This is a genomic window from Cytobacillus sp. S13-E01, from assembly GCF_029193815.1.
Taxonomy (GTDB): domain Bacteria; phylum Bacillota; class Bacilli; order Bacillales; family Bacillaceae_L; genus Bacillus_BV.
This window is the reverse complement of record NZ_JARFVC010000009.1, coordinates 1-21,806: the sequence shown is the minus strand read 5'-3', so window position 1 is coordinate 21,806 and position 21,806 is coordinate 1. Positions and strand designations below refer to the sequence as shown.

Here is a 21,806-nt window from a genome sequence, read left to right as displayed (position 1 = left end):
TCTTACTTTTTGTTTACAATCGAATTTCAATAGGATTTGTGCAAATATTAACCTTTTAGTGACCTGATTTTTATATTTGTTCGAGATAGCAAAGAGAACTTTAAAAACACAAAAAATCCTGTTGTATTTATTATTTATCAATATTTTGAAGGACAAAATATTCATAAATAATAACATAACAGGATTTATAAAATGGCGTCCCAGGAGAGATTCGAACTCCCGACCGTACGCTTAGAAGGCGTATGCTCTATCCAGCTGAGCTACTGGGACATAGTAAATAAATATAAGATTGTGTGCGAAATCTTTACTCAGTTATTTTTCGTCCTGATCTCAGGAAGTTTATTCAAGAGGCGGCTCGATCAGTACGCTGAAGTTTATTCAGGTAGCTTATTCGGTCGTGCTCTATCCAGCTGAGCTACTGGGACATAGTAAATAAATATAAGATTGTGTGTGAAATCTTTACTCAGTTATTTTTCGTCCTGATCTCAGGAAGATTATTCAAGAGGCGGCTCGATCAGTACGCTGAAGTTTATTCAGGTAGCTTATTCGGTCGTGCTCTATCCAGCTGAGCTACTGGGACATAGTAAATAAATATAAGATTGTGTGCGAAATCTTTACTCAGTTATTTTTCGTCCTGATCTCAGGAAGATTATTCAAGAGGCGGCTCGATCAGTACGCTGAAGTTTATTCAGGTAGCTTATTCGGTCGTGCTCTATCCAATTCTGGTAATCGGTCTCGATCACTCATTGTTACTCATTAGCGACATTTTTTATTATACTCAAAGTAAAATTTAAAGTCAATACTTATTCGAAAGTTTTTTTGGTTGAGTACCAAATCGATACTCAACCTATTTACATTTTATTTTATGTTAGCCACAGTTGTCAATGATTCAACTATATTGCCAGCAAGATCATAAAAAGTAACTATGGCATCGCTAGAGCTAATTTCAAGAATAGCATACGTTTTTTTTTGACTCATTTTTGGTAAGCGAATACTCCCAGGGTTGATAAATAATACATTATCAATTAGCTCTGCCCCAGCGATGTGAGAATGCCCAAAACAAACAATCGAGGCCTCAATTTCTTTTGCTCGATAATTTAGGTTCATTAATGTCATTTTAACATTGTATAAGTGTCCATGTGTGACCAGAACCCGTCTATTAGCAAAATCTAACGTAAGCTCATTTGGATATTCTTTGAATAAGTCACAATTCCCACGAACTGAAAAAAATTGTTTCATTTCAATTGAATTATAATCAAGTTCTGAATCACCACAGTGAATCATCACATCTACATCAACCCTATGCCTTTCCTTGATCTTTAAGAGTTCATCTGTTAATCCATGACTGTCACTTATGATTAAAGCCTTCATACGCTTGTATCCTTATCTAATTCTAGGTAGTGTAGTTGTTCTACTAATAGGTTTAAGGCTTTTGCACGATGGCTGATTTTATTTTTCTCGTCCCTTGTCAATTGTGCCATTGTTTTATTTAGTTTCGGAACAAAGAATATTGGATCATAGCCAAAGCCATGCTCTCCTATTGGTGACTCAGATATTACGCCTTCACATGTTCCATCAACAGTGATTGTATTTTTACCTGGAATCGCTAATGCTAGGACGCAATGGAATCTTGCTGTTCGCTTTTCAGCTTGTATTCCTCTTAGCTCGTCCAAAACTTTTTCAATATTGGCTTGATCGTTTTTTTGTTCTCCTGCATATCTTGCAGAATAAACCCCTGGTCTTCCATTTAAAGCATCTATTGCTAGACCCGAATCATCAGCTATAACGATTGCATTAAAGTGATTTGAAATGGCTTCTGCTTTTAAAATTGCGTTTTCTAAAAAGGTTACACCTGTTTCTTCAACTTCGACAGGATTTGAAAAATCTAACAAAGATTTCACCTTTATCCCTAGCGGATTTAGAAGTGTTTCGAAGTCAATTACCTTTCCTTTGTTCGTAGTAGCTATAAGAACTTGTTTCAAGTTTGTTCCCCACTTTCTTAACTAGGAATTTATATGCCTACAATATTTACGAAAACAGCCTACATTAAAGAAGAGGTAGGCATAAGCCAACCTCTTCTTTAATTCTATATATAGTATATCAAAGTTTATCTATTAAAAACTACCAGTGTTCACTTTTTCCGGACGAGTTACAGGCTCTGTTATTTTTTCTCCATCATCTGTGACAATTTCAGCATTTCCTTGTACAGTAATAGCTACACTTTCAACACCAGGTTGCTCGGTAAGTGAAAGTACTAAAGAATTGATAACATGTTTGGAAATCATTTTCTCTTCAAAGCTACCATAAATATTTTCATTAAAATCCAGTGTCACTTTTCCATTTTCATATTTAGCTCCTAGCAATTTAGCATCAGATTGAAAACCACTAAGTAAACTTGAATCATAATCCGGTCCTTGAATTAGTTCATTAACGATAGCTGCAAAATTATCATTTTCTGATTTGTCTATACGCTTTGTAATAGGAACATAGTAAACACCCTCTGCATTCTCGGCTAGAAAATATAATGTGACAGGTTTCGTATTTGTTATATCGACAACCTCACCATTATCAAGGTTGATGCCATCTGCACGGTTCATACCATCGTCAATCGGTGTTCCATTAACAGGCATTTCATCTTGTTCATGACCATTAATAGTTAATTTAACGTTTTTAATTGTATCAAACTGTGTTAACGTAAATGTAATAGCCTGCAAAATTTTTAACTCATCTTCAGGTTCATAGTTTGCAAATTCTTTTGAAAAATCAACAATGACCGTATCTCCATCCATGTTTGTACTCAACTGAGTATCTTGTGGTAACACAGCTCTAAAACCGTTTGGTAACATATCAGTAACAGGGCCACCAACAACTAAGTATTCAAGCACTTGTTTTGCTACACCTTCAGTTTTAGGTAATTGCACTGTTTGTGGTACTACCATGCCATTTTTATCAACTAGATATAGCTCTCTTGTTACCGTTTCAGTAGTAGCCTCATCTACCGTTTCTGTCGACTCTCCAGTAGTAGTTTCTGTTGTCGATGTTTCATCATTTGTTAAGGTAACTTCTTGTGGTGGATCTATCTCTTCTACAACTGGTTCTCCCCCAAAAAGTCCACATCCTGATAGTAATACTGAAGAAGCAACAACTGTTGCTGCTATTTTTGCTTTCGTTAAATCACGCATACATAATCCCTCCCATGGTAGTTTGTACTACTATGTATACGAGCTATTTTTATTTTTAGACCGTTTTTATAAAAAGAAAATAGTACATACCTTCAAAGTGTTGTGTTTAAAGACTCCTTCCTGACCTTAGGCCCCGGTGGCACCGGGGCTAGACATCAAAACCAGGACAAACGCTTTCATATATAAATTCTGATATCAACAAAAAACTCCAGCTATTTACTGGAGTCAAGTTTTACTGATACTACATTTTCGATTGGGTGTTCAAACCACTGTGTTGCGATCTTCTGAAAGGTGTCTTTCTTACCTGTTGTTAAAAATAAATGATTCGTTTTCCTGTTACCATTATTCAATAATCCACTATAGTACAAAATTGTGCTTACCTCGCGAGCAGTCTCATCTCCAGAGCATATTAGGCTTACTTTATCACCAACATACTTCTGAATGATCTGTCGGAGTAAGGGATAGTGTGTGCAACCAAGTATTAAGGTATCAATCTTACTTCCATTTATAGGAACTAAGGAATCTGCCACTATTCTTTCAGCCTTTTCGCCTTCAAACTCGCCATTTTCAACAAGTGGTACGAAATTAGGACAAGCTAGACTTTCAACTTCTATTTGATTACTAATTGATTTTAATGCTGCCTCATAAGCACCGCTATTAATTGTATTATTTGTCCCTATAACACCTACATGGTGATTTTTAGTCACTTTCAGTGCAGTTCTAGCCCCTGGATAGACAACACCAATTACCGGTATATTTAATTCTGCTTGAATATCGTCCAAAACAAGAGCAGTCGCTGTGTTACAAGCGATGACAAGCAATTTTATATTATATGCCATTAAATGATTTGTCATTTCCCATGTAAATTGACTTACCTCATTCTTTGGTCTTGGACCATATGGACACCTAGCCGTGTCACCTAAGTAGATTACTTCTTCTTTTGGCAATTGACGGATAATTTCTTTTGCTACCGTTAATCCGCCAACTCCCGAGTCGATAATACCGATAGGTCTATACAAAAAAATCGCCTCATTCTTCTCTCATTTCTTGATGTAATTTCGCTAAGCTTCTCTCTAAAACTAGTATTTCATCGTTAGAGAAATCTTTAAGTACTTTTGATAAATAATCTTGGCGTTTTAAGATAACCTCTTCAATGATTCGTTCGCCTTCTTCAAGCAAATGAATTCTTACTACTCTGCGATCATTCGGATCTTTTACACGCATAACGAGATGACTTTTCTCCATCCGATCAACTAAATCCGTAGTTGTACTACATGCTAAAAACATTTTATTCGAAAGATCCCCAATCGTCATATCACCAGCTTCGAATAACCATTGTAAAGCTACAAATTGTGGTGGAGTGATTGTATAATTACTTAAAATTTCACGGCCCTTTTGTTTGATAATCCCTGAAATATATCTCAATGACTTTTCTAAATCAGCCACCACTACACTATCACTAACTACTTTATTATCTTGCAAAGTCATGAAATCCTCCTTAATCGATAGGACTAATTTTATCGTTACTAATTTTATTTTATTTTCTACTTTTTTAGCGAAAAATGCAAGTTAGTTTTAGTATAAAGCGAAGTATTATATACACACCTCTTATTAGCCTTAATTCATGCTAACAAACTATTCCACCGCGCGCACACTTTTAGCCTAGGTTTAGTTAACTATCCAAATCACTGTAGCTTAGGGAAACTATGTAAATATGAATCAGCTACCTTACAAAATGTAAAGTAGCTGATTATTCTTAAAGCTTTAGTTCGCCCATTCGAAGGAGCTCAACAACTGCTTGAGAACGCCCCTTAACTCCCAGCTTTTGCATCGCATTCGAAATGTGATTCCTAACCGTTTTTTCGCTAATGAATAAATCACCGGCGATATCTTTTGTCGTTTTGTCTTGAACTAGTAGTTCAAATACTTCTCTTTCTCTCTTTGTGAGTAGTGGCTTTGGTTGAAATTCATTCTCCTTCAAGTATTGTAACCCTCCTTGCTTTAGCCAGAGCTGAACTACCGGATGGGTATATTTTTAGTCACCATATACTATGAGGATAGTGAGCTTACTGTGACTGATAAAGTACAGGAAGTACTAAATATTTGTCTGTTTTTTAGATTGGATCTAATACTCCAAATAAACTTAAGTCTATATACAGATGTAGAATGCAAAAAACAAGCCTCTCCAACTAATGAAGAGGCTTGTTTTTTATACTTTTTATACTTGATCGCTTCCAAAGAAGTTTTTGAAAGATTGAATTGTTGTATCTCTATTTAACGCTGCGATTGATGTTGTCAAAGGAATACCCTTTGGACATGATTGAACGCAGTTTTGTGAATTACCACAGTTCGATAATCCACCGTCACCCATAATTGCATCTAAACGTTCACCTTTGTTCATTGCACCAGTTGGATGTGCATTGAACAAGCGAACTTGGGATAGTGGTGCAGGTCCGATAAAGTCTGATTTGCTATTAACATTAGGGCACGCCTCTAAACAAACACCACATGTCATACATTTTGAAAGTTCATATGCCCATTGACGTTTAGTTTCAGGCATACGAGGGCCAGGTCCTAAATCATAGGTTCCGTCAATGGGAATCCACGCTTTAACCTTTTTAAGTGAATCAAACATTCTTTTACGATCGACTTGAAGGTCACGAACTACTGGGAATGTTCTCATTGGTTCTAAACGAATTGGTTGCTCTAATTGATCTATAAGTGCTGTACAGGATTGGCGTGGTTTACCATTAATAATCATTGAACAAGCCCCACAAACTTCCTCTAAACAGTTCATATCCCAAGCAATAGGAACAACTTTATTCCCTCTTGCATCAACGGGGTTACGGCGAATTTCCATTAACGCAGAAATAACATTCATATTTGGACGATATGCTAACTCGAATTCCTGTTGATAAGGGGCTGATTGTGTATCGTCTTGACGAGTAATAATAAAACGGACTACTTTTTTCTCACTCATTCTTTTTTATCCCCCTTTTTCTTAGAGTAATCACGCTTACGAGGTTTAATAAGTGATGTATCAACATCAACATAGCTAAATTCAGGTGCAGACTTAGGACCAGTAAAATTAGCCATCGTCGTTTTTAACCACTCTTCATCGTTACGCTCAGCAAAATCAGGTTTATAATGCGCCCCACGACTTTCATTTCGGTTGTAAGCACCGATTGTGATAACACGTGCTAGTTGAAGCATATTTTGTAATTGGCGTGTAAATACCGCCCCTTGATTACTCCACTTTGCAGTATCATTGATGTTAATGTTTTCGTAGCGTTCAAGAAGCTCTTGAATCTTTGCATCTGTTTTTAAAAGCTTGTCATTATAGCGAACAACTGTAACGTTGTCAGTCATCCATTCACCAAGTTCTTTATGAAGGACATATGCATTTTCGTTACCATCAAGATTCATAATAGAATTCCATTTATCTTCTTGTTCTTTTACATGACGATCAAATACTGAAGAAGAAATAGATTCCGTACTCTTTTCTAATCCGTCCATATATTTGATTGCATTAGGTCCAGCTACCATTCCACCATAAATTGCAGATAATAATGAGTTAGCACCTAATCGGTTCCCACCATGCTGTGAGTAATCACATTCACCAGCGGCAAACAAACCTGGAATATTTGTCATTTGATCATAATCTACCCATAGTCCACCCATTGAGTAATGAACTGCAGGGAAGATTTTCATTGGTAACTTACGTGGATCCTCACCTGTGAATTTCTCATAAATTTCGATGATTCCACCAAGTTTAACATCAAGCTCTTTAGGATCTTTGTGGGAAAGATCTAGATAAACCATGTTTTCACCGTTGATACCAGCTTTTAAATCAACACATACATGGAAAATTTCACGTGTAGCAATGTCACGTGGCACTAGGTTTCCATAAGCAGGATATTTCTCTTCTAAGAAATACCAAGGTTTACCATCTTTATACGTCCAAACTCGTCCACCTTCACCACGAGCAGATTCACTCATAAGACGAAGCTTATCATCCCCAGGAATTGCTGTAGGATGGATTTGGATGAACTCACCATTTGAGTAAGTTGCACCTTGCTGATAGACAATTGAAGCTGCTGAACCTGTATTTATAACTGAGTTAGTTGATTTACCGAAAATAATACCAGGACCACCTGTAGCCATAATAACAGCATCAGCTGGGAAAGCTTTAATTTCCATTGTAGTTAAATCTTGACCTGTAATCCCACGACATACGCCATCATCATCAAGAATAGCTCCAAGGAATTCCCAACCCTCATACTTCGTAACAAGACCCGCCACTTCATGACGACGAACCTGCTCATCTAAAGCGTAAAGTAACTGTTGCCCTGTTGTTGCACCGGCAAATGCTGTACGGTGATGTTGCGTTCCACCAAAACGACGAAAATCAAGTAATCCCTCAGGTGTACGGTTAAACATAACACCCATTCTGTCTAATAAGTGGATGATTCCAGGTGCAGCATCACACATTGCCTTAACCGGTGGTTGATTTGCTAAAAAGTCTCCACCATAAACAGTATCATCAAAGTGTTCCCACGGAGAATCTCCTTCACCCTTTGTGTTAACAGCGCCATTTATTCCACCTTGTGCACAAACAGAGTGAGAACGTTTTACTGGAACAAGTGAAAATAAATCTACTTGAACACCTTCTTCGGCAGCTTTTATTGTTGCCATTAAGCCAGCTAAACCACCACCGACTACGATAATTCTACCTTTACCCATTGTAATTCACCCCTCAAAACGATTGTTGAAAATAGTAGCTAATCGAAGACTTGTATTCAAAGAATGAATCATTTTAACCCTAAGAATACAGTTCATTTTTTATCTTATAAACTGGCGTAATAGACTATTAGATTAAGTGAACGCTAAAATTGCTCGAATACCTACAAATGATAATGCAACGAAAATACCCATTGTCACATAAGTTGCAATCATTTGAGAACGCGGAGATACTGTAATTCCCCAACTTACACAGAATGACCATAACCCATTTGCGAAATGGAATATAGTTGATATCACACCCACTATATAAAATGCTAACATAAGTGGATTACTTAAAATATTTTCCATCATTTGGAAGTTAACTTCAGCACCGAACGCTGCAGCGATACGTGTTTCCCAAACGTGCCAAGAAATAAAGATTAATGTTATCACGCCTGAAACACGTTGTAATAAAAACATAATGTTACGGAAAAAGCTATAATTGCTTACGTTGTTTTTAGCTGTGAAAGCAATATAAAGCCCATAAATAGCGTGAAATAATATTGGTAAAAATATGATTACTGCTTCCAACACATAGCGAAAAGGAAGATTCATCATAAAAAGAGCAGCCTTATTAAATGCTTCCTCTCCCTTTGTAGCAAAATTATTCACAACTAAGTGTTGAATTAAAAATAATCCGACCGGAATTACACCTAATAATGAATGTAAACGACGATAAAAAAACTCACGATTTCCTCCCACAAATTTACCCCCCTTAAATGTAGCACCATAATTTACAGTACTCTTTGTTGTGAAGATCACTTTTTAAATAATAATAATAACTTTAACTGATAAATGGAAACCCTTGCAATTATACATAAAATAAGGTCTACTATTGTCACTTTATCTCGAAATAAGTAAAATTTAAAGAGGCTATTTCTTTATCAGTATAATGTAACATGTCCATTTTACTCCCATCAAGTAGTAGCGTCAAGGTAACCTGTACACAAATTGTTCATATAAATGCATTTTTTTGTCCATTTTCAGCAGAAATAGTAGCAAAAGGAAATATTGTGCATAATTGCTAAAATTACTTATGATAATGAATTGAAATCCTTCTATATTCAAAAATCAACGAAAAATACATGTGTTTAAATTCACCTATTGTTATATAATAATTTAGAGAGAAAGAGGGGAATCGTGTTGAGACATAGGTTACTTGATGAAAATAAAAGCTTTTATGATGAAAAACAAGTCCCAAGCTTTGGTTACGAACTACTACGCGAAGTTTTACTTCCCGATTTACTTGGTAAGGACACTCCTCAACTTCTATATTGGGCAGGAAAAAACCTTGCTAGAAAATATCCATTAGACTCTATAGAATTGATTCCGTCATTTTTTCTCCAAGCAGGATGGGGAAATCTTATCCTTGTAAAGGAAAAAAAAGACGAATTTGAGTTTCATTTAACTGGTGACCTTATTTCAAATCGGCTTCAGAAAAAAGAAACTGCTACCTTTCAACTTGAAGCTGGATTCTTAGCATGGCAAATTCAACAACTAACTGGTCAACTTTCTGAAAGCTATGAGCAACAGAAAAAACGCGCTTTACAGGTTATTTTCACTGTAAAGTCAGATAAAAAGGACAATACAAGCACCGAATCCTAAATGGATGGGGTGCTTGACTTTTTTAGATTTTGGACCTTGATCCATGTTTAAGTGGCGGTTAGATCCCTCATTAAATACTTTGATAATTCAAGGAACTTTGGAGTGTGGGATCCTCTTCCAATAACGGTCCAAGTAGCATAGGACGTGGTCACGACTAGCGTTATAAGTTCAGCTAACTATCAGTTGGCGCTGAAGAAAACCCCTGCTGATTGAAGTTTCACTGTATCATTCTTAAACGTTTACCTTTGATTTTTCTTCATTTTCTATCACTGATAAATTAAACGCTTCATGTAATGCTTCTACCGCTTTTACCATATTATCTTGATCTACAACAGTTGAGACCTTAATTTCTGACGTACTAACCATTTTCACTTGGATTTCATGATTTGCAAGCACCTGGAACATTTCTGCTGCAACACCTGGGTTTGAGATCATCCCTGAGCCCACGATTGAGACTTTAGCTAGTCCACTCTCATGCTCAATCGCTGTAAACTGTAGTTCTTCACGATTTTTCTCCAAGACTGCAATTGTATCTTCCAAATCCGTTGTTTTAATAGAAAACGATATAGAAGTTTCCGTCTCATTTGTAGTACTTTGGATTATAATATCCACATTCAAACCATTTTTCGCTAAAGTTGTGAAAATCATAGAAAGGGTATGAAGTCCACTTGGTAACCCACAAACAGTTACCCTTGTTACTTGATCTTCAAATGCGATACCTCTTACAACTAAACTCTTTTCCATTGACACTTCCTCCTCGATGATCGTCCCATTTTCTTGCTCTAAGCTTGATCTTACTTCTAAAGGCATTAAGTAGTTCTTGGCAAATTCCACTGCCCTTGGATGCAAAACACCTGCACCTAAATTAGCTAATTCTAACATTTCATCATATGAAACAGAATAAAGCTTTCTAGCCTTTTTTACGTATCGTGGGTCAGTTGTATAAACACCTGTAACATCAGTATAGATATCACATTTATCTGCCTTTAATGCTGCTGCAAGGGCTACTGCGGTAGTGTCTGAACCGCCACGTCCGAGTGTTGTAATAGATCCATCTAATGTTGCCCCCTGGAAGCCAGCAACAACTACTATCTTTCCATTTTCAAGACTATTATTAACCTTTTTAGTATCAATATCTACGATACGAGCATTACTATGTATCGGTTCTGTTCTAATTCCAGCTTGCCAGCCAGTATATGATACTGCTTCATACCCTTTTTCAAGAAGAGCTAACGTTAGCAATGAAATTGTAACTTGCTCACCTGTTGTTAAAAGCATATCCATTTCTCGTTTACTTGGATTTTTACTTATTTGTCCAGCCAATCCAACGAGTTCATCCGTTGTTTTTCCCATTGCAGATACTACAACTACTACTTTATTGCCCCGTTTCACTTCATCAATTACACGATTAGCAACATTTTGGATTCTTTCTACTGAACCGACCGAAGTCCCACCGAATTTTTGCACAATGATTCCCATGTTTTTATCATTCCTTTTCTGTATAGTCCTTATGAGGTTGTTCCACGTGCTAAACGTAAGAAAAGCGCAGGGCGCCCGCCTATCGGCGCGTCAATTAAAACCCGCCACGTCCTGTGGCGAACGCGAACATCGCCATCAGCACATCCTGTGCAAGTCATGCATAAGACGGTTTATTCAAGAAGGTGGTTTTTCCTTCTTAAAGGAAATGGCTTATCCCATAGAGCCGATGGCGCCTGGAGCTAGACGTAGATAGACAAAAGACACGAAGGTATATACAACCTTACAATTTTATAAATTCCTAAACAACAAAAAAAAGCAATGAGAGTAGGCTCTCATTGCTGTGAAGACTAAAAAAATCGTTTCACATCGTGAGATAGCCCTCCAAGATAAACGAATCTTGACAATTCTACATTTATTAAATGCAGAACCAGCGATAATAATAGCATGAGATTATTTTCACTTCGGCGACCTTCCCTTTCAGACAATGTTCATAAGAGCTCATTCTCCTCCCATTGCTTACTTTTGAAGTTCGCACCTCTATCTTCACTTCATTAGTTGAAGTGTATATTAAATTAGTTGAAATTATATCAAACTATAACTTTAAAAACAATCTTTAATTTTGTAACTTTTCATAAATTAGTTCCGCAGCTAGCCGTGGGACCTTCGCTTGTACTATTTCTTCAATAGATGCTTCACGTAATTTTTTTATTGATCCAAAATGCTTCAGCAATGCTTTCTTTCTTTTTTCACCTACGCCTGGAATATCATCAAGTACAGATTTAAAGGCAGACTTACCTCTAATTTGACGATGAAAAGTGATCGCAAAACGATGAACTTCATCCTGAATTCTTTGTAATAAATAGAACTCTTGGCTATTACGTGGAAGCCCAACAATTTCTGGTGGATCGCCTATTAGCAATTCAGAGGTTCGATGTTTCTCGTCCTTAACTAGGCCAGCGACAGGTACTTGTAATCCTAATTCATTTTCTAGAACATCCGTTACAGCTGCCAAATGACCCTTACCACCATCGATTATGATTAAGTCTGGAAAGGGTAATTGTTCCTTTAGAACGCGGCTATACCTTCTTCTAACAACTTCTCGCATCGATTCATAGTCATCAGGACCTTGAACCGACTTAATTTTATATTTCCGGTAGTCTTTTTTCTCAGGCTTTCCATCAATAAAAACAATCATTGCAGAAACTGGATCAGTTCCTTGGATGTTTGAATTATCGAAAGCCTCAATGCGATGTGGTGTATAAATATTTAAATGCTCACCTAAATTTTCTATAGCTTTTATTGTTCGCTCTTCATCTCTTTCAATTAAAGAAAACTTTTCTCTAATTGCAATATTCGCATTTTTATTTGCCAATTCAATTAAATCCTTTTTTTGCCCTCTGCTTGGCTGCTGAACATTAACTTGTAATAACTGCTCAACTAAGTCTTTGTCAATTGATTTAGGCAAGAGGATTTCCTTAGGCTTAAAATGATTATTTTGAGAATAAAATTGGCCTAAAAAAGTTAAAAAATCTTCATCAGGTTCATTGTAAATAGGAAATAAAGATGCTTCACGCTCAATCATCTTTCCTTGACGTATAAAAAAGACTTGTACACACATCCAGCCTTTGTCATATGAAAATCCAAAAACATCTCGATCAATAAAATCCGTCATTGTCAATTTTTGTTTTTCCATCGTTAATTCGATATGGGCTATTTGATCTCGGTATTCCTTTGCTCTTTCAAAATCTAAATCCTCAGCTGCCTTTAGCATTTTCTCTGTTAAATTTGTTTTGATTTCTTTATAGCCCCCATTAAGGAACCGTGTTATTTCATCAACTAGTTTTTTGTTTGTTTCTTCAGGAACATGCTGAATACATGGGGCAAGGCATTGGCCAATATGGTAGTATAGACATACCTTATCAGGCAAATTCGTACACTTTCTTAAAGGATAAATTCTGTCTAATAACTTTTTAGTTTCATTAGCAGCTTGTGCATTTGGGTATGGTCCAAAATATTTCCCTTTATCTTTTTTTACATTTCGTGTGATTATTAATCTTGGGTGTCTTTCAGCTGTAATTTTAATAAACGGATAGCTCTTATCATCCTTAAGCATTATGTTATATTTTGGATCATATTTTTTTATTAGATTCATTTCTAATATTAGTGCATCTATATTTGAAGGTGTAACGATATATTCAAAATCAACAATTTCTTGTACAAGTCGTAATGTTTTACCATCATGTGACCCTGTAAAATAAGAACGCACTCTATTTTTTAAGATCTTAGCTTTACCTATATAAATAATGGTACCTTGTCTATCCTTCATTAAATAGCAGCCTGGCTGATCTGGTAGCACCGCTAGTTTTTCTTTAAGGTGATCATGCATAGTAACCACTCCATTGCATTAAAGAATGTTTCAACATATACAAAACATAAATAGAGCTTTTAAGACAAATTTGACTAGAACCGTACCAATTATTGTACCATGTTTCTTTTATATATTGTTCTGTAAAAATAAGTAATTACTTATTTTTTTAGGAAAATGTACGATTTTCAGATAGTATAATAAACATGCATAAAAAAACAACCTAGCAAATGCTAGGCTGTTTTCTTATGCATGTTTGTTTAATAATTCTGAAAGTGCTTCTTTTGGTTGGAACCCTACAACTTTATCAACAACTTCTCCATTTTTCATAATTAATAAAGTTGGGATGCTCATTACACCATATTTCCCTGCTGTTTCTTGATTTTCGTCAACATCAAGCTTTACGATTTTAACTTTCTCGCTCATTTCAGAGTCTAATTCCTCTAAAACTGGTGCAATCATCTTACAAGGTCCACACCAAGGAGCCCAGAAATCAGCTAGAACTAGACCTTCACTAGTTTCCGTATTGAAATTTTGATCTGTTACATTTGAAATTGCCATATTGAATTCCTCCTTAATAGACTACTTAGATAATGTAATTAATTGGGCTAAACATCACCATTTACTGTTGGTAATACAGCCCTTTACATGATCCGTTCAGAATGTTTTTTACATTTCTGATTGGTTAAACACAGTATATCACCTTGAACTTTTAGATGCTAATTATTTGTCTCAAACGTAATATATCCCAGATTGTGTATATCTATGTAGGTAAAACATGTTTTATTTAAGAAAATTGAAAGACAACTTTTATACTTTAATAAGCAAAAAAGCAAGCAAATTTAGTTGCTTGCTTTTTCGCCTATATGATTACGAATGTACTTTTAATTTTTTAAACTCCTCAGTTAACATCGGTACTACTTCAAATAAGTCACCAACGATACCATAATCAGCTACCTTGAAAATATTCGCTTCAGGGTCCTTGTTAATTGCAACGATTACTTTTGAGTTAGACATCCCAGCTAAATGTTGAATAGCTCCTGATATACCGCAAGCGATATATAGATCTGGTGTAACTACCTTTCCAGTTTGCCCGATTTGTAGTGAGTAGTCACAATACTCGGCATCACAAGCACCACGCGAGGCACCAATTGCACCACCAAGTACATTAGCAAGCTCTTTCAATGGGTCAAAGCCCTCAGTGCTTTTCACTCCACGTCCACCTGCAATAACTACTTTTGCCTCTGATAAATCTACACCTTCAGATGCTTTTCTTACTACTTCTTTTACTATTGTACGTAAATCTTTAATTTCTACTGATAGTGAAGAAACAGCCCCAGTGCGGGATTCATCTCTTTCTAGTGGCGCAATGTTGTTAGGGCGTACTGTAGCAAAAATCAGACCATCTGTGATAACTTTCTTCTCAAATGCTTTACCTGAATAGATCGGTCTAGTAAATACTAGATTTCCTCCAGCAACTTCTAAATCAGTAGCATCTGAAATTAAACCTGAACTTAATTTCCCTGCGATTTTAGGTGACAAGTCTTTACCTAATGCAGTATGACCGAATACCAAGCCTTCAGGGTTCTCAGACTCAATCACAGCTAATAGTGCTTGAGAGTATCCATCTGGTGTATACGTTTTCAATTTTTCATCTTCAACTGTTACTACTTTATCTGCACCATAGTAAATTAATTCATTTGCTAATGAACTAACATTTTCTCCAAGTAACACTACAACTACTTCTCCACCTTCAGCTACCGTTTTACCTGCTGAAATAGCTTCAAATGAAACATTACGTAATGTATTATCACGCACTTCACCTAATACTAATACTTTTCTTGCCATTTTCTATACCCCCTAATTTAGTAGAGTGAAAAATCTATCATTTATTACACTACCTTAGCTTCTGTGTGTAGTAATGATACTAGTTCTTTTACTTGATCTGCTAACTCACCTTGTAGAACCTTACCAGCTTCTTTTTTGGGTGGTAGATAGATTTCTATTGTTTTCGTTTTAGCTTCAACATCATCTTCTTCTAGATCTAAATCATCTAATTCAAGCTCATCAAGAGGCTTTTTCTTTGCCTTCATGATACCTGGAAGTGATGGATAACGAGGCTCGTTTAGGCCTTGTTGTGCTGTAACTAAAAGAGGTAAAGACGTTTCAATTACTTCAGAATCTCCTTCTACATCACGGGTAACAGTAACCTTAGTTCCGTCAATTTCTAATTTTGTAATTGTTGTTACATAAGGAATGTCTAATAATTCTGCAACACGAGGACCAACTTGCCCCGAACCTCCGTCAATTGCAACATTTCCTCCTAAGATTAAATCTGCGTCTTTGTCTTTTAGGTATTCAGCAACGATTTTAGCTGTTGTGAATTGGTCACAAGCTTCAACATCGTCTTCAGTATTAATTAATACAGCTTTATCAGCACCCATAGCTAAAGCTGTACGAAGTTCTTTTTCAGCGTCTTCGTTACCAACTGTTACTACAGTCACTTCTCCACCCTGTGCATCGCGAACCTGAATAGCTTCTTCGATTGCATACTCATCATAAGGGTTAATTATAAATTCAGCACCATCTTCACTAATTTGACCGTTTTTTACTACTATTTTTTCTTCTGTGTCAAATGTTCTTTTCATAATAACAAAGATGTTCATTGTTTCCCCTCCTAAATAATAAAAACATGGTTAGTTTTAAGATTCTAAAACTGTATAACACTATTTTACTATAATTTCAGATAATTGAATAGAAAAATAGTTTTAAATAATTTTTATTTTCCCGAAAATTGAGGTTGGCGCTTGTCAATAAAGGCTTTAATGCCCTCTTGGCCATCTTCAGATGTGAATACACTTCCAAATAACTCTGCCTCTTTGTTCACCGCTGCACGATATTGTTCTGTTTTAGTGATATTGAGTAGCTCAATAGTAGCACGAATCGAAACAGGACTTTTTAAAGCTATTTTTCTAGCAATCTTATAGGTTTCCTCGAGTAAGCTTTCTTCTGGAAAAGCATGGTTAGCAAGTCCAACTTTAACTGCCTCAGCCCCAGTGATAGGCTCACTTGTCCAAAGCATTTCAGCAGCTTTTGCAACTCCTACATACTTCGGTAGACGTGCTGTTCCAGCGAATCCTGGAATTAATCCTAGTTGAAGCTCTGGTAATCCTAGCTTTGCATTTTCACTCACAATTCTAAAGTGACAACCCATGGCTAGTTCAAGTCCACCACCTAGTGCAGCCCCATGAATACTCGCAATTATTGGTTTAGAGAAATTTTCGATTCTTTCAAAAAGCTCTTGGCCATATGTAGAAAGCTTTGAAAATTCTTCTCCAGTTGAAACAGTAGTAAATTCCTTGATATCTGCTCCCGCAGAAAAGAAACGACCTTCACCATTAATCACAATGACTCGAACCTCTTCTTCATGCTCTAAATCATCTAGAACTGCTGAAAGCTCTTTCAAGACTGAAGAAGATAGTGCATTTGCAGGTGGACGATTAATTGTCACTGTAGCAATGCGTTCTTCAATTTTGGTATTTAATAAAGTCATCTCAGTTCCCCCTTTTAAAAGGATAGTAGACTCAGACCATTATTTATCTGGTTGAGTAAGTCCACATCCATACACAATTAGTTGGTGTACTTGATTAGTTAGCTTAATGAGGTCATATTTTTGGTCATTCATTACCCATGTCGTAACAGTTTCATCGATTGTTCCAAAAACCATTTGTCTTGCTAAACGAACATCTAGGTCTTCTCTAAATTCGCCGTCTTCTTTGCCTTTTGAGATAATTTGATCAACAATCCGGAGATACCCTTTTAATACTTCGTTAATTCGTAAACGCAATTCTTTATTCGATTGACGTAATTCTAATTGAGTAACAATTGCTAAAGCATGATCAGCAGCTAATAAATTAAAATGTTTTTCCACCAACATTAACAATTTCTGTGCAGCAGTCTGTTTTCCTGCAATTTCTTCTTCAATTTTTTCAATAAAGTTTCCCATCTTCTCTTGAAAAAGGGAAACCAAGATGTCTTCCTTATTTTTAAAATACAAATAGATTGTTCCGTCAGCAACACCAGCTTGCTTTGCTATTCTAGAAACTTGTGCCTGGTGATAGCCATTTTCAGCGATCACAATTACTGCTGCATCTATGATTTGTTTAAATTTTGGTTTGTTACGTTTCATTCTTTTTCTCCCTTTCAAAAAATGAATGAATCGTCATTCATAATTTTATAATACGTTCTTTATTAACTGCTGTCAAGTTATTCATTTAAAAACCGAAGAGCCATTACACCTTATTATGGCTCTTTGCATGTTGTTAAATACATGTGATGGTGTATATCTAGCAAAGTATTTTGTTGTTATAATAAGAGTGTTTTGAAATAGTTATGCTTTTTTTAGCTTCTCCTTTTCTTCATCAACAAGAGCTCTTCTTAAAATTTTTCCTACCGCTGTTTTTGGCAATTCTTTTCTAAATTCGTACATTCTAGGAACTTTGTAAGCTGCCAAATGTTTTCTCGAGTATTTATCTAATTCCTCTTCGGTTAAACTTTGACCTTCTTTTAAAACGATATATGCTTTTACTGTTTCACCACGGTAAGGGTCTGGTATTCCTGCCACCACTACCTCTTGTATTTTTTCATTCTCATATAAAACTTCTTCGATTTCTCTTGGATAAATGTTATAGCCGCCAGCAATAATCATATCTTTTTTCCGATCAACAATATAGAAATACCCATTTTCATCCATATAACCTAAGTCACCAGTCAAGAGCCAACCATCTTTTAGAGTTTCAGCTGTTTCCTCTGGTCTTTTCCAATATCCCTTCATAACCTGTGGACCGCTAATAGCGAGTTCACCAATTTCATTCACTTCAGCTTGTTCACCAGTTTCCATGGAGACAACCATTGCATCTGTGTCTGGCCAAGGTAATCCGATACTTCCACTTACGCGTTTACCCCATAAGAAGTTTGAATGTGTAACAGGAGAAGCTTCCGATAAGCCATATCCCTCAACGACTTTGCCACCTGTAACTTTTTCAAATTGCTCCTGAACTTCAACAGGCAATGGTGCAGAACCACTAATGCAAGACTCAATCGATGATAAATCATATTTTTGAATATCTGGATGATTTAACAAGGCAATGTATATTGTTGGCGCTCCCGGAAATAATGTCGGTTTAAATTTTTCAATCGTTTTTAATGTATCACCAGCATCGAATTTTGGCATTAAGATCATCTTAAATCCCTGCATAACAGATAGATTCATAACAGTAGTCATCCCATATACATGGAAAAATGGTAGAATACCCAGGACAGTTTCTTCTCCACGCTTGCATTTATACATCCATGCTGCACACATAAGAGTATTAGCTACAAGATTGCGATGTGTGAGCATAACTCCTTTTGGAAAACCAGTAGTACCGCCTGTGTACTGCAATAACGCTATATCTTCACTCGGGTTCACATCTAAATCAATTGCTACTGTAGCACTTCTATTTAAGACTTCAGTAAACAAATGATTTTCACCTTGATGTTCAACCTTCACAACAATGCCATACTGTTTCTTTTGAATAAATGGATAGACGATGTTCTTTGGAAATGGTAAGTAGTCCTTAATACCAGTAACTATAATATGTTCCAGACTTGTTAACGCTTTCACTTTAGATACCCGGGGATACAGAATATCTAATGTAATAATAACCTTAGAACCTGAATCATTCATTTGATATTCTATTTCTCTTTCCATGTAAAGAGGATTTGTTTGAACAACTACTCCTCCAGAAAATAACACACCATAATAAGCTATAACAGCTTGTGGGCAATTGGGAAGCATAATCGATACCCTATCTCCCTTGTTTACACCAATCTTTTGTAAGTAGTTTCCTAGCTTCAACGCACTGTCATATAATTCACTATAAGTGAGTTCTTTCCCTTGAAAATGAATGGCTTTTTTGTTAGGAAATTCTACAGCTGCATCTTTTAAATAGGTTTGTATCGGTTTGTCATCGTATTGAATACTGTGTGGTATTTCCTCAGGATATTGTTCTAACCATGGTTTGGTTATAGCCATTTGTACTTTCCCTCCCCTAATGTAAAGTTATATTCGAAACAATATTATGTTTTGAATATTCTAATGATTATTACCATTATAGTACATTGCCAATACCATGACAATTGCTGATTTAATAATCACTAAGAAAGATGACGAGATTCTAAAGGTTCTGTCGAATTAACTCGCGGCAACCAGTTTAACGGTATTTGTTTGTTTAAAAAGTTTAAGGCGATGTGACGTTTAAAATAAACATAAGAAAAGCGCAGGGCGCCCGCCTATCGGCGACAAGCATAAGACAAGCCGGCTGGAAGGTTGTTCTTTAACCTTCCGGACGGATTGGCTTATACCATAGAGCCGATGGTGCCCGGAGCTAGACACTAAAACTATGTACAAACTTTTATACTCCCTCATTAAAGTAAGGTTTTTCTCTTGTTTTCTCTGTTTTTCTCAGTATTTCAAATTTCAATAAGACTGCACTTTAATGGACTAACAGAACTTTATTTGTATTTTAGAGGAGGAGGACATAGTTAAATAAACCCTCTTCTTCTATTTTTTTACAAAAAAGGATAATATCTAGAAATATGGTCGCTATTGGATCCCACAATGTTCATGGCGGCACACCCTCCCATTTCTCACGGCGTCATATGAAAAATATGCGCATACATTCCTTCGTTCTGCCTATCCATGAAGTGGGGTCGGCGATGCTTTCTTGCGGGGTCATTGCCCAATAGTATAAATGCTTGCCGACTGCTCCTAGCTTCTGTTGTAAGTCTTCTTCAAATTGAAACAACTTTAAAATACTTCGACTACTAAGTGAATAAAAAATGAGAATTAAATATTGTCATCGATACTACTGTTTATGTTATATAAATCTTCGACTATTTTCTGCACCTAACTTCTTTTTGATCACTTTACCCTATCCTTTTAAGCAGCTTCTTGCATACTAAAATGAGGAATATCTTGTAACATTTTAGCTGGTTCAAACTCAATTTGTTTCTTTCCAATCGTAAATAAAATACGAATTAATTTACAACATATAGCGATGATAGACTGCTTCTTTTTTAATGGATTTTCATTTCGTGTAATAAAGTACTGATGTAGTGCCTTAAATGCAGGATTTTGAGCTACAAGAGGCAACACGACTTTAAACAATAGTGCCCTTAATTTAGGACGCCCTCGTTTAGTAATAATTGTTTGCCCTTTCCACTTTCCTGATGTAGCTAGTTTTAAGTTTAATCCTGCTAACTTAACAATTTGGTCGGGATGTGAGTACTTTTGTAAATCACCGACTTCTGCAAAAAAGGAGGCTACTGTAACTTGTCCAATACCTTTAATATCTCCCATCTCTCTCGCCCCTGGAACATCTTGTATGATGTTCTCTACTTCACTCCAGACGCTCTCTAATTGTTCTGAAAGAAGATCGTATTGGTCTAGTAAGCTTTTTAATTTTAACCTAGCTAGACTTCGCCCCTCTTTAATGCCTACTGAACGAAGGGCAACGTTTTTCAACTGAACAACCTTCTTTATTCCCACACCTTTTTTAACTTCTTTACGAATTTCAGCTAGAATTTCCAAGTCTTCACGCTCTAATAACTCATCAGGAAAAAGTCCCATTCTTAGAACTTGTAGAGAAGCTTTTCCATCCCACTTCCCAAAGACCGTTAAATATTCAGGAAAGAAACGGTCGAGCCATTGGTGAACTATATTTTTCACAGCTGTTAGGTCCTGTACCAATTGGTTATATAGGTTCATACCTTCACGTAAATCCGAGTATATACCTTCCGGTAAATTGGGCTCCGAATATCTTCCGCCCTCAATAAGTCTAGAGATAACTCTAGCATCCTTGAAATCATTCTTAGTAGGAGAATTGTCATCTAACTCCTTTGTTTGCTTAACATGAGCTGGATTAACTACAACCACCTTTTTTCCTTTTTCTTTTAGCCAATAAGCCAACGGAAGCCAATAATGTCCAGTAGGTTCCATCCCAATGATGACATCTTCCTTAGACTGTTTAGCTTTGATTTGATTTAACCAGTTTATGAAACCTTCAAAACCCTCATATGTGTTTAAAAATGTATGAGCTTTTCCAAATTGTATACCTCTATAATCTTGTGCTCTTGCGACATGCTTATGTTTAGCAATGTCAACCCCTATAATTAAGGTTTTTTCTGTAAGTTGCAGAATCTTGTCATTTTGTTTATACTTCATTTTATGTCCTCCTTTGGTTATTAAATGTCCTTTGCGCTGATCAGCTTGGACACTTTGTATCATACCAAGGAGGCTTATTTTATTCAAATCTCATTTTGCTTTAATACAGGAATGCTTTCTTATCTTT

19 protein-coding genes, 1 tRNA gene and 1 riboswitch are annotated in these 21,806 nt (G+C 36.2%); of the genes, 1 reads left to right on the top strand and 19 read right to left on the bottom strand.

What is annotated here, in order from left to right; all coding sequences use genetic code 11:
- Positions 1-193: 193 nt before the first annotated feature.
- From PY093_RS08335 to PY093_RS08290, 10 genes are all read right to left on the bottom strand, one after another.
- A tRNA-Arg gene (locus PY093_RS08335) sits at positions 194-270 on the bottom strand.
- Positions 271-858: 588 nt separating this feature from the next.
- Complete coding sequence (locus tag PY093_RS08330; RefSeq protein WP_275645430.1) at positions 859-1,371, bottom strand: metallophosphoesterase; 513 nt, start codon at positions 1,369-1,371, stop codon at positions 859-861.
- Positions 1,368-1,982 carry an XTP/dITP diphosphatase gene (locus tag PY093_RS08325; RefSeq protein WP_275645429.1) on the bottom strand — a complete coding sequence of 205 codons (615 nt, stop codon included), beginning with the start codon at positions 1,980-1,982 and terminating at the stop codon, positions 1,368-1,370. The genes PY093_RS08330 and PY093_RS08325 overlap by 4 nt, the downstream gene beginning before the upstream one ends.
- Before the next feature lie 132 nt (positions 1,983-2,114).
- Positions 2,115-3,182: a GerMN domain-containing protein gene (locus tag PY093_RS08320; RefSeq protein ID WP_275645428.1), complete on the bottom strand. Its 1,068-nt coding sequence runs from the start codon at positions 3,180-3,182 to the stop codon at positions 2,115-2,117.
- Positions 3,183-3,394: 212 nt separating this feature from the next.
- On the bottom strand, positions 3,395-4,201 hold the full coding sequence (gene racE / locus PY093_RS08315) for a glutamate racemase (RefSeq protein WP_275645427.1): 807 nt from the start codon (positions 4,199-4,201) through the stop codon (positions 3,395-3,397).
- A gap of 10 nt (positions 4,202-4,211) precedes the next feature.
- The gene (locus tag PY093_RS08310) at positions 4,212-4,670 is read right to left on the bottom strand and encodes a MarR family winged helix-turn-helix transcriptional regulator (RefSeq protein WP_275645426.1); all 459 of its coding nucleotides are present in this window, start codon (positions 4,668-4,670) and stop codon (positions 4,212-4,214) included.
- Between the two features lie 268 nt (positions 4,671-4,938).
- Positions 4,939-5,163: a helix-turn-helix domain-containing protein gene (locus PY093_RS08305; protein ID WP_275645425.1), complete on the bottom strand. Its 225-nt coding sequence runs from the start codon at positions 5,161-5,163 to the stop codon at positions 4,939-4,941.
- A gap of 237 nt (positions 5,164-5,400) precedes the next feature.
- Positions 5,401-6,162 (bottom strand): succinate dehydrogenase iron-sulfur subunit, encoded by a 762-nt coding sequence (gene sdhB, locus PY093_RS08300; RefSeq protein ID WP_275645424.1) that lies wholly within the window; start codon positions 6,160-6,162, stop codon positions 5,401-5,403.
- Complete coding sequence (gene sdhA / locus PY093_RS08295; RefSeq protein WP_275645423.1) at positions 6,159-7,925, bottom strand: succinate dehydrogenase flavoprotein subunit; 1,767 nt, start codon at positions 7,923-7,925, stop codon at positions 6,159-6,161. Before sdhA ends, sdhB begins: the two co-directional genes overlap by 4 nt.
- A gap of 132 nt (positions 7,926-8,057) precedes the next feature.
- A complete protein-coding gene (locus PY093_RS08290) occupies positions 8,058-8,666 on the bottom strand; it encodes a succinate dehydrogenase cytochrome b558 subunit (RefSeq protein ID WP_275645422.1) in 609 nt (202 codons plus the stop codon).
- 441 nt (positions 8,667-9,107) lie between these two features.
- On the opposite strand from PY093_RS08290, the gene PY093_RS08285 reads away from it, so the two are divergent.
- Positions 9,108-9,569: a YslB family protein gene (locus PY093_RS08285; RefSeq protein WP_275645421.1), complete on the top strand. Its 462-nt coding sequence runs from the start codon at positions 9,108-9,110 to the stop codon at positions 9,567-9,569.
- A 231-nt stretch (positions 9,570-9,800) separates the two neighbouring features.
- Here the strand turns inward: PY093_RS08285 and PY093_RS08280 are convergent, their stop codons facing one another.
- From PY093_RS08280 to PY093_RS08240, 9 genes are all read right to left on the bottom strand, one after another.
- Positions 9,801-11,048: an aspartate kinase gene (locus tag PY093_RS08280; protein ID WP_275645420.1), complete on the bottom strand. Its 1,248-nt coding sequence runs from the start codon at positions 11,046-11,048 to the stop codon at positions 9,801-9,803.
- 366 nt (positions 11,049-11,414) lie between these two features.
- A riboswitch (Lysine riboswitch) is annotated at positions 11,415-11,596 on the bottom strand.
- A gap of 65 nt (positions 11,597-11,661) precedes the next feature.
- On the bottom strand, positions 11,662-13,434 hold the full coding sequence (gene uvrC / locus PY093_RS08275; RefSeq protein WP_275645419.1) for an excinuclease ABC subunit UvrC: 1,773 nt from the start codon (positions 13,432-13,434) through the stop codon (positions 11,662-11,664).
- A gap of 225 nt (positions 13,435-13,659) precedes the next feature.
- Positions 13,660-13,974, bottom strand: coding sequence for a thioredoxin (gene trxA / locus PY093_RS08270; protein ID WP_275645418.1), 315 nt, complete (start codon positions 13,972-13,974; stop codon positions 13,660-13,662).
- 309 nt (positions 13,975-14,283) lie between these two features.
- The gene (locus PY093_RS08265) at positions 14,284-15,261 is read right to left on the bottom strand and encodes an electron transfer flavoprotein subunit alpha/FixB family protein (RefSeq protein WP_275645417.1); all 978 of its coding nucleotides are present in this window, start codon (positions 15,259-15,261) and stop codon (positions 14,284-14,286) included.
- A gap of 44 nt (positions 15,262-15,305) precedes the next feature.
- Positions 15,306-16,079 carry an electron transfer flavoprotein subunit beta/FixA family protein gene (locus PY093_RS08260; protein WP_275645416.1) on the bottom strand — a complete coding sequence of 258 codons (774 nt, stop codon included), beginning with the start codon at positions 16,077-16,079 and terminating at the stop codon, positions 15,306-15,308.
- Positions 16,080-16,192: 113 nt separating this feature from the next.
- Complete coding sequence (locus PY093_RS08255) at positions 16,193-16,966, bottom strand: enoyl-CoA hydratase (protein WP_275645415.1); 774 nt, start codon at positions 16,964-16,966, stop codon at positions 16,193-16,195.
- A 39-nt stretch (positions 16,967-17,005) separates the two neighbouring features.
- Positions 17,006-17,602, bottom strand: a complete 597-nt coding sequence (locus tag PY093_RS08250; RefSeq protein WP_275645414.1) for a TetR/AcrR family transcriptional regulator — start codon at positions 17,600-17,602, stop codon at positions 17,006-17,008.
- Between the two features lie 201 nt (positions 17,603-17,803).
- On the bottom strand, positions 17,804-19,489 hold the full coding sequence (locus tag PY093_RS08245) for an AMP-binding protein (protein WP_275645413.1): 1,686 nt from the start codon (positions 19,487-19,489) through the stop codon (positions 17,804-17,806).
- 906 nt (positions 19,490-20,395) lie between these two features.
- Positions 20,396-21,679 (bottom strand): IS110 family RNA-guided transposase, encoded by a 1,284-nt coding sequence (locus PY093_RS08240; RefSeq protein WP_275645258.1) that lies wholly within the window; start codon positions 21,677-21,679, stop codon positions 20,396-20,398.
- Between the last annotated feature and the right edge of the window lie 127 nt (positions 21,680-21,806).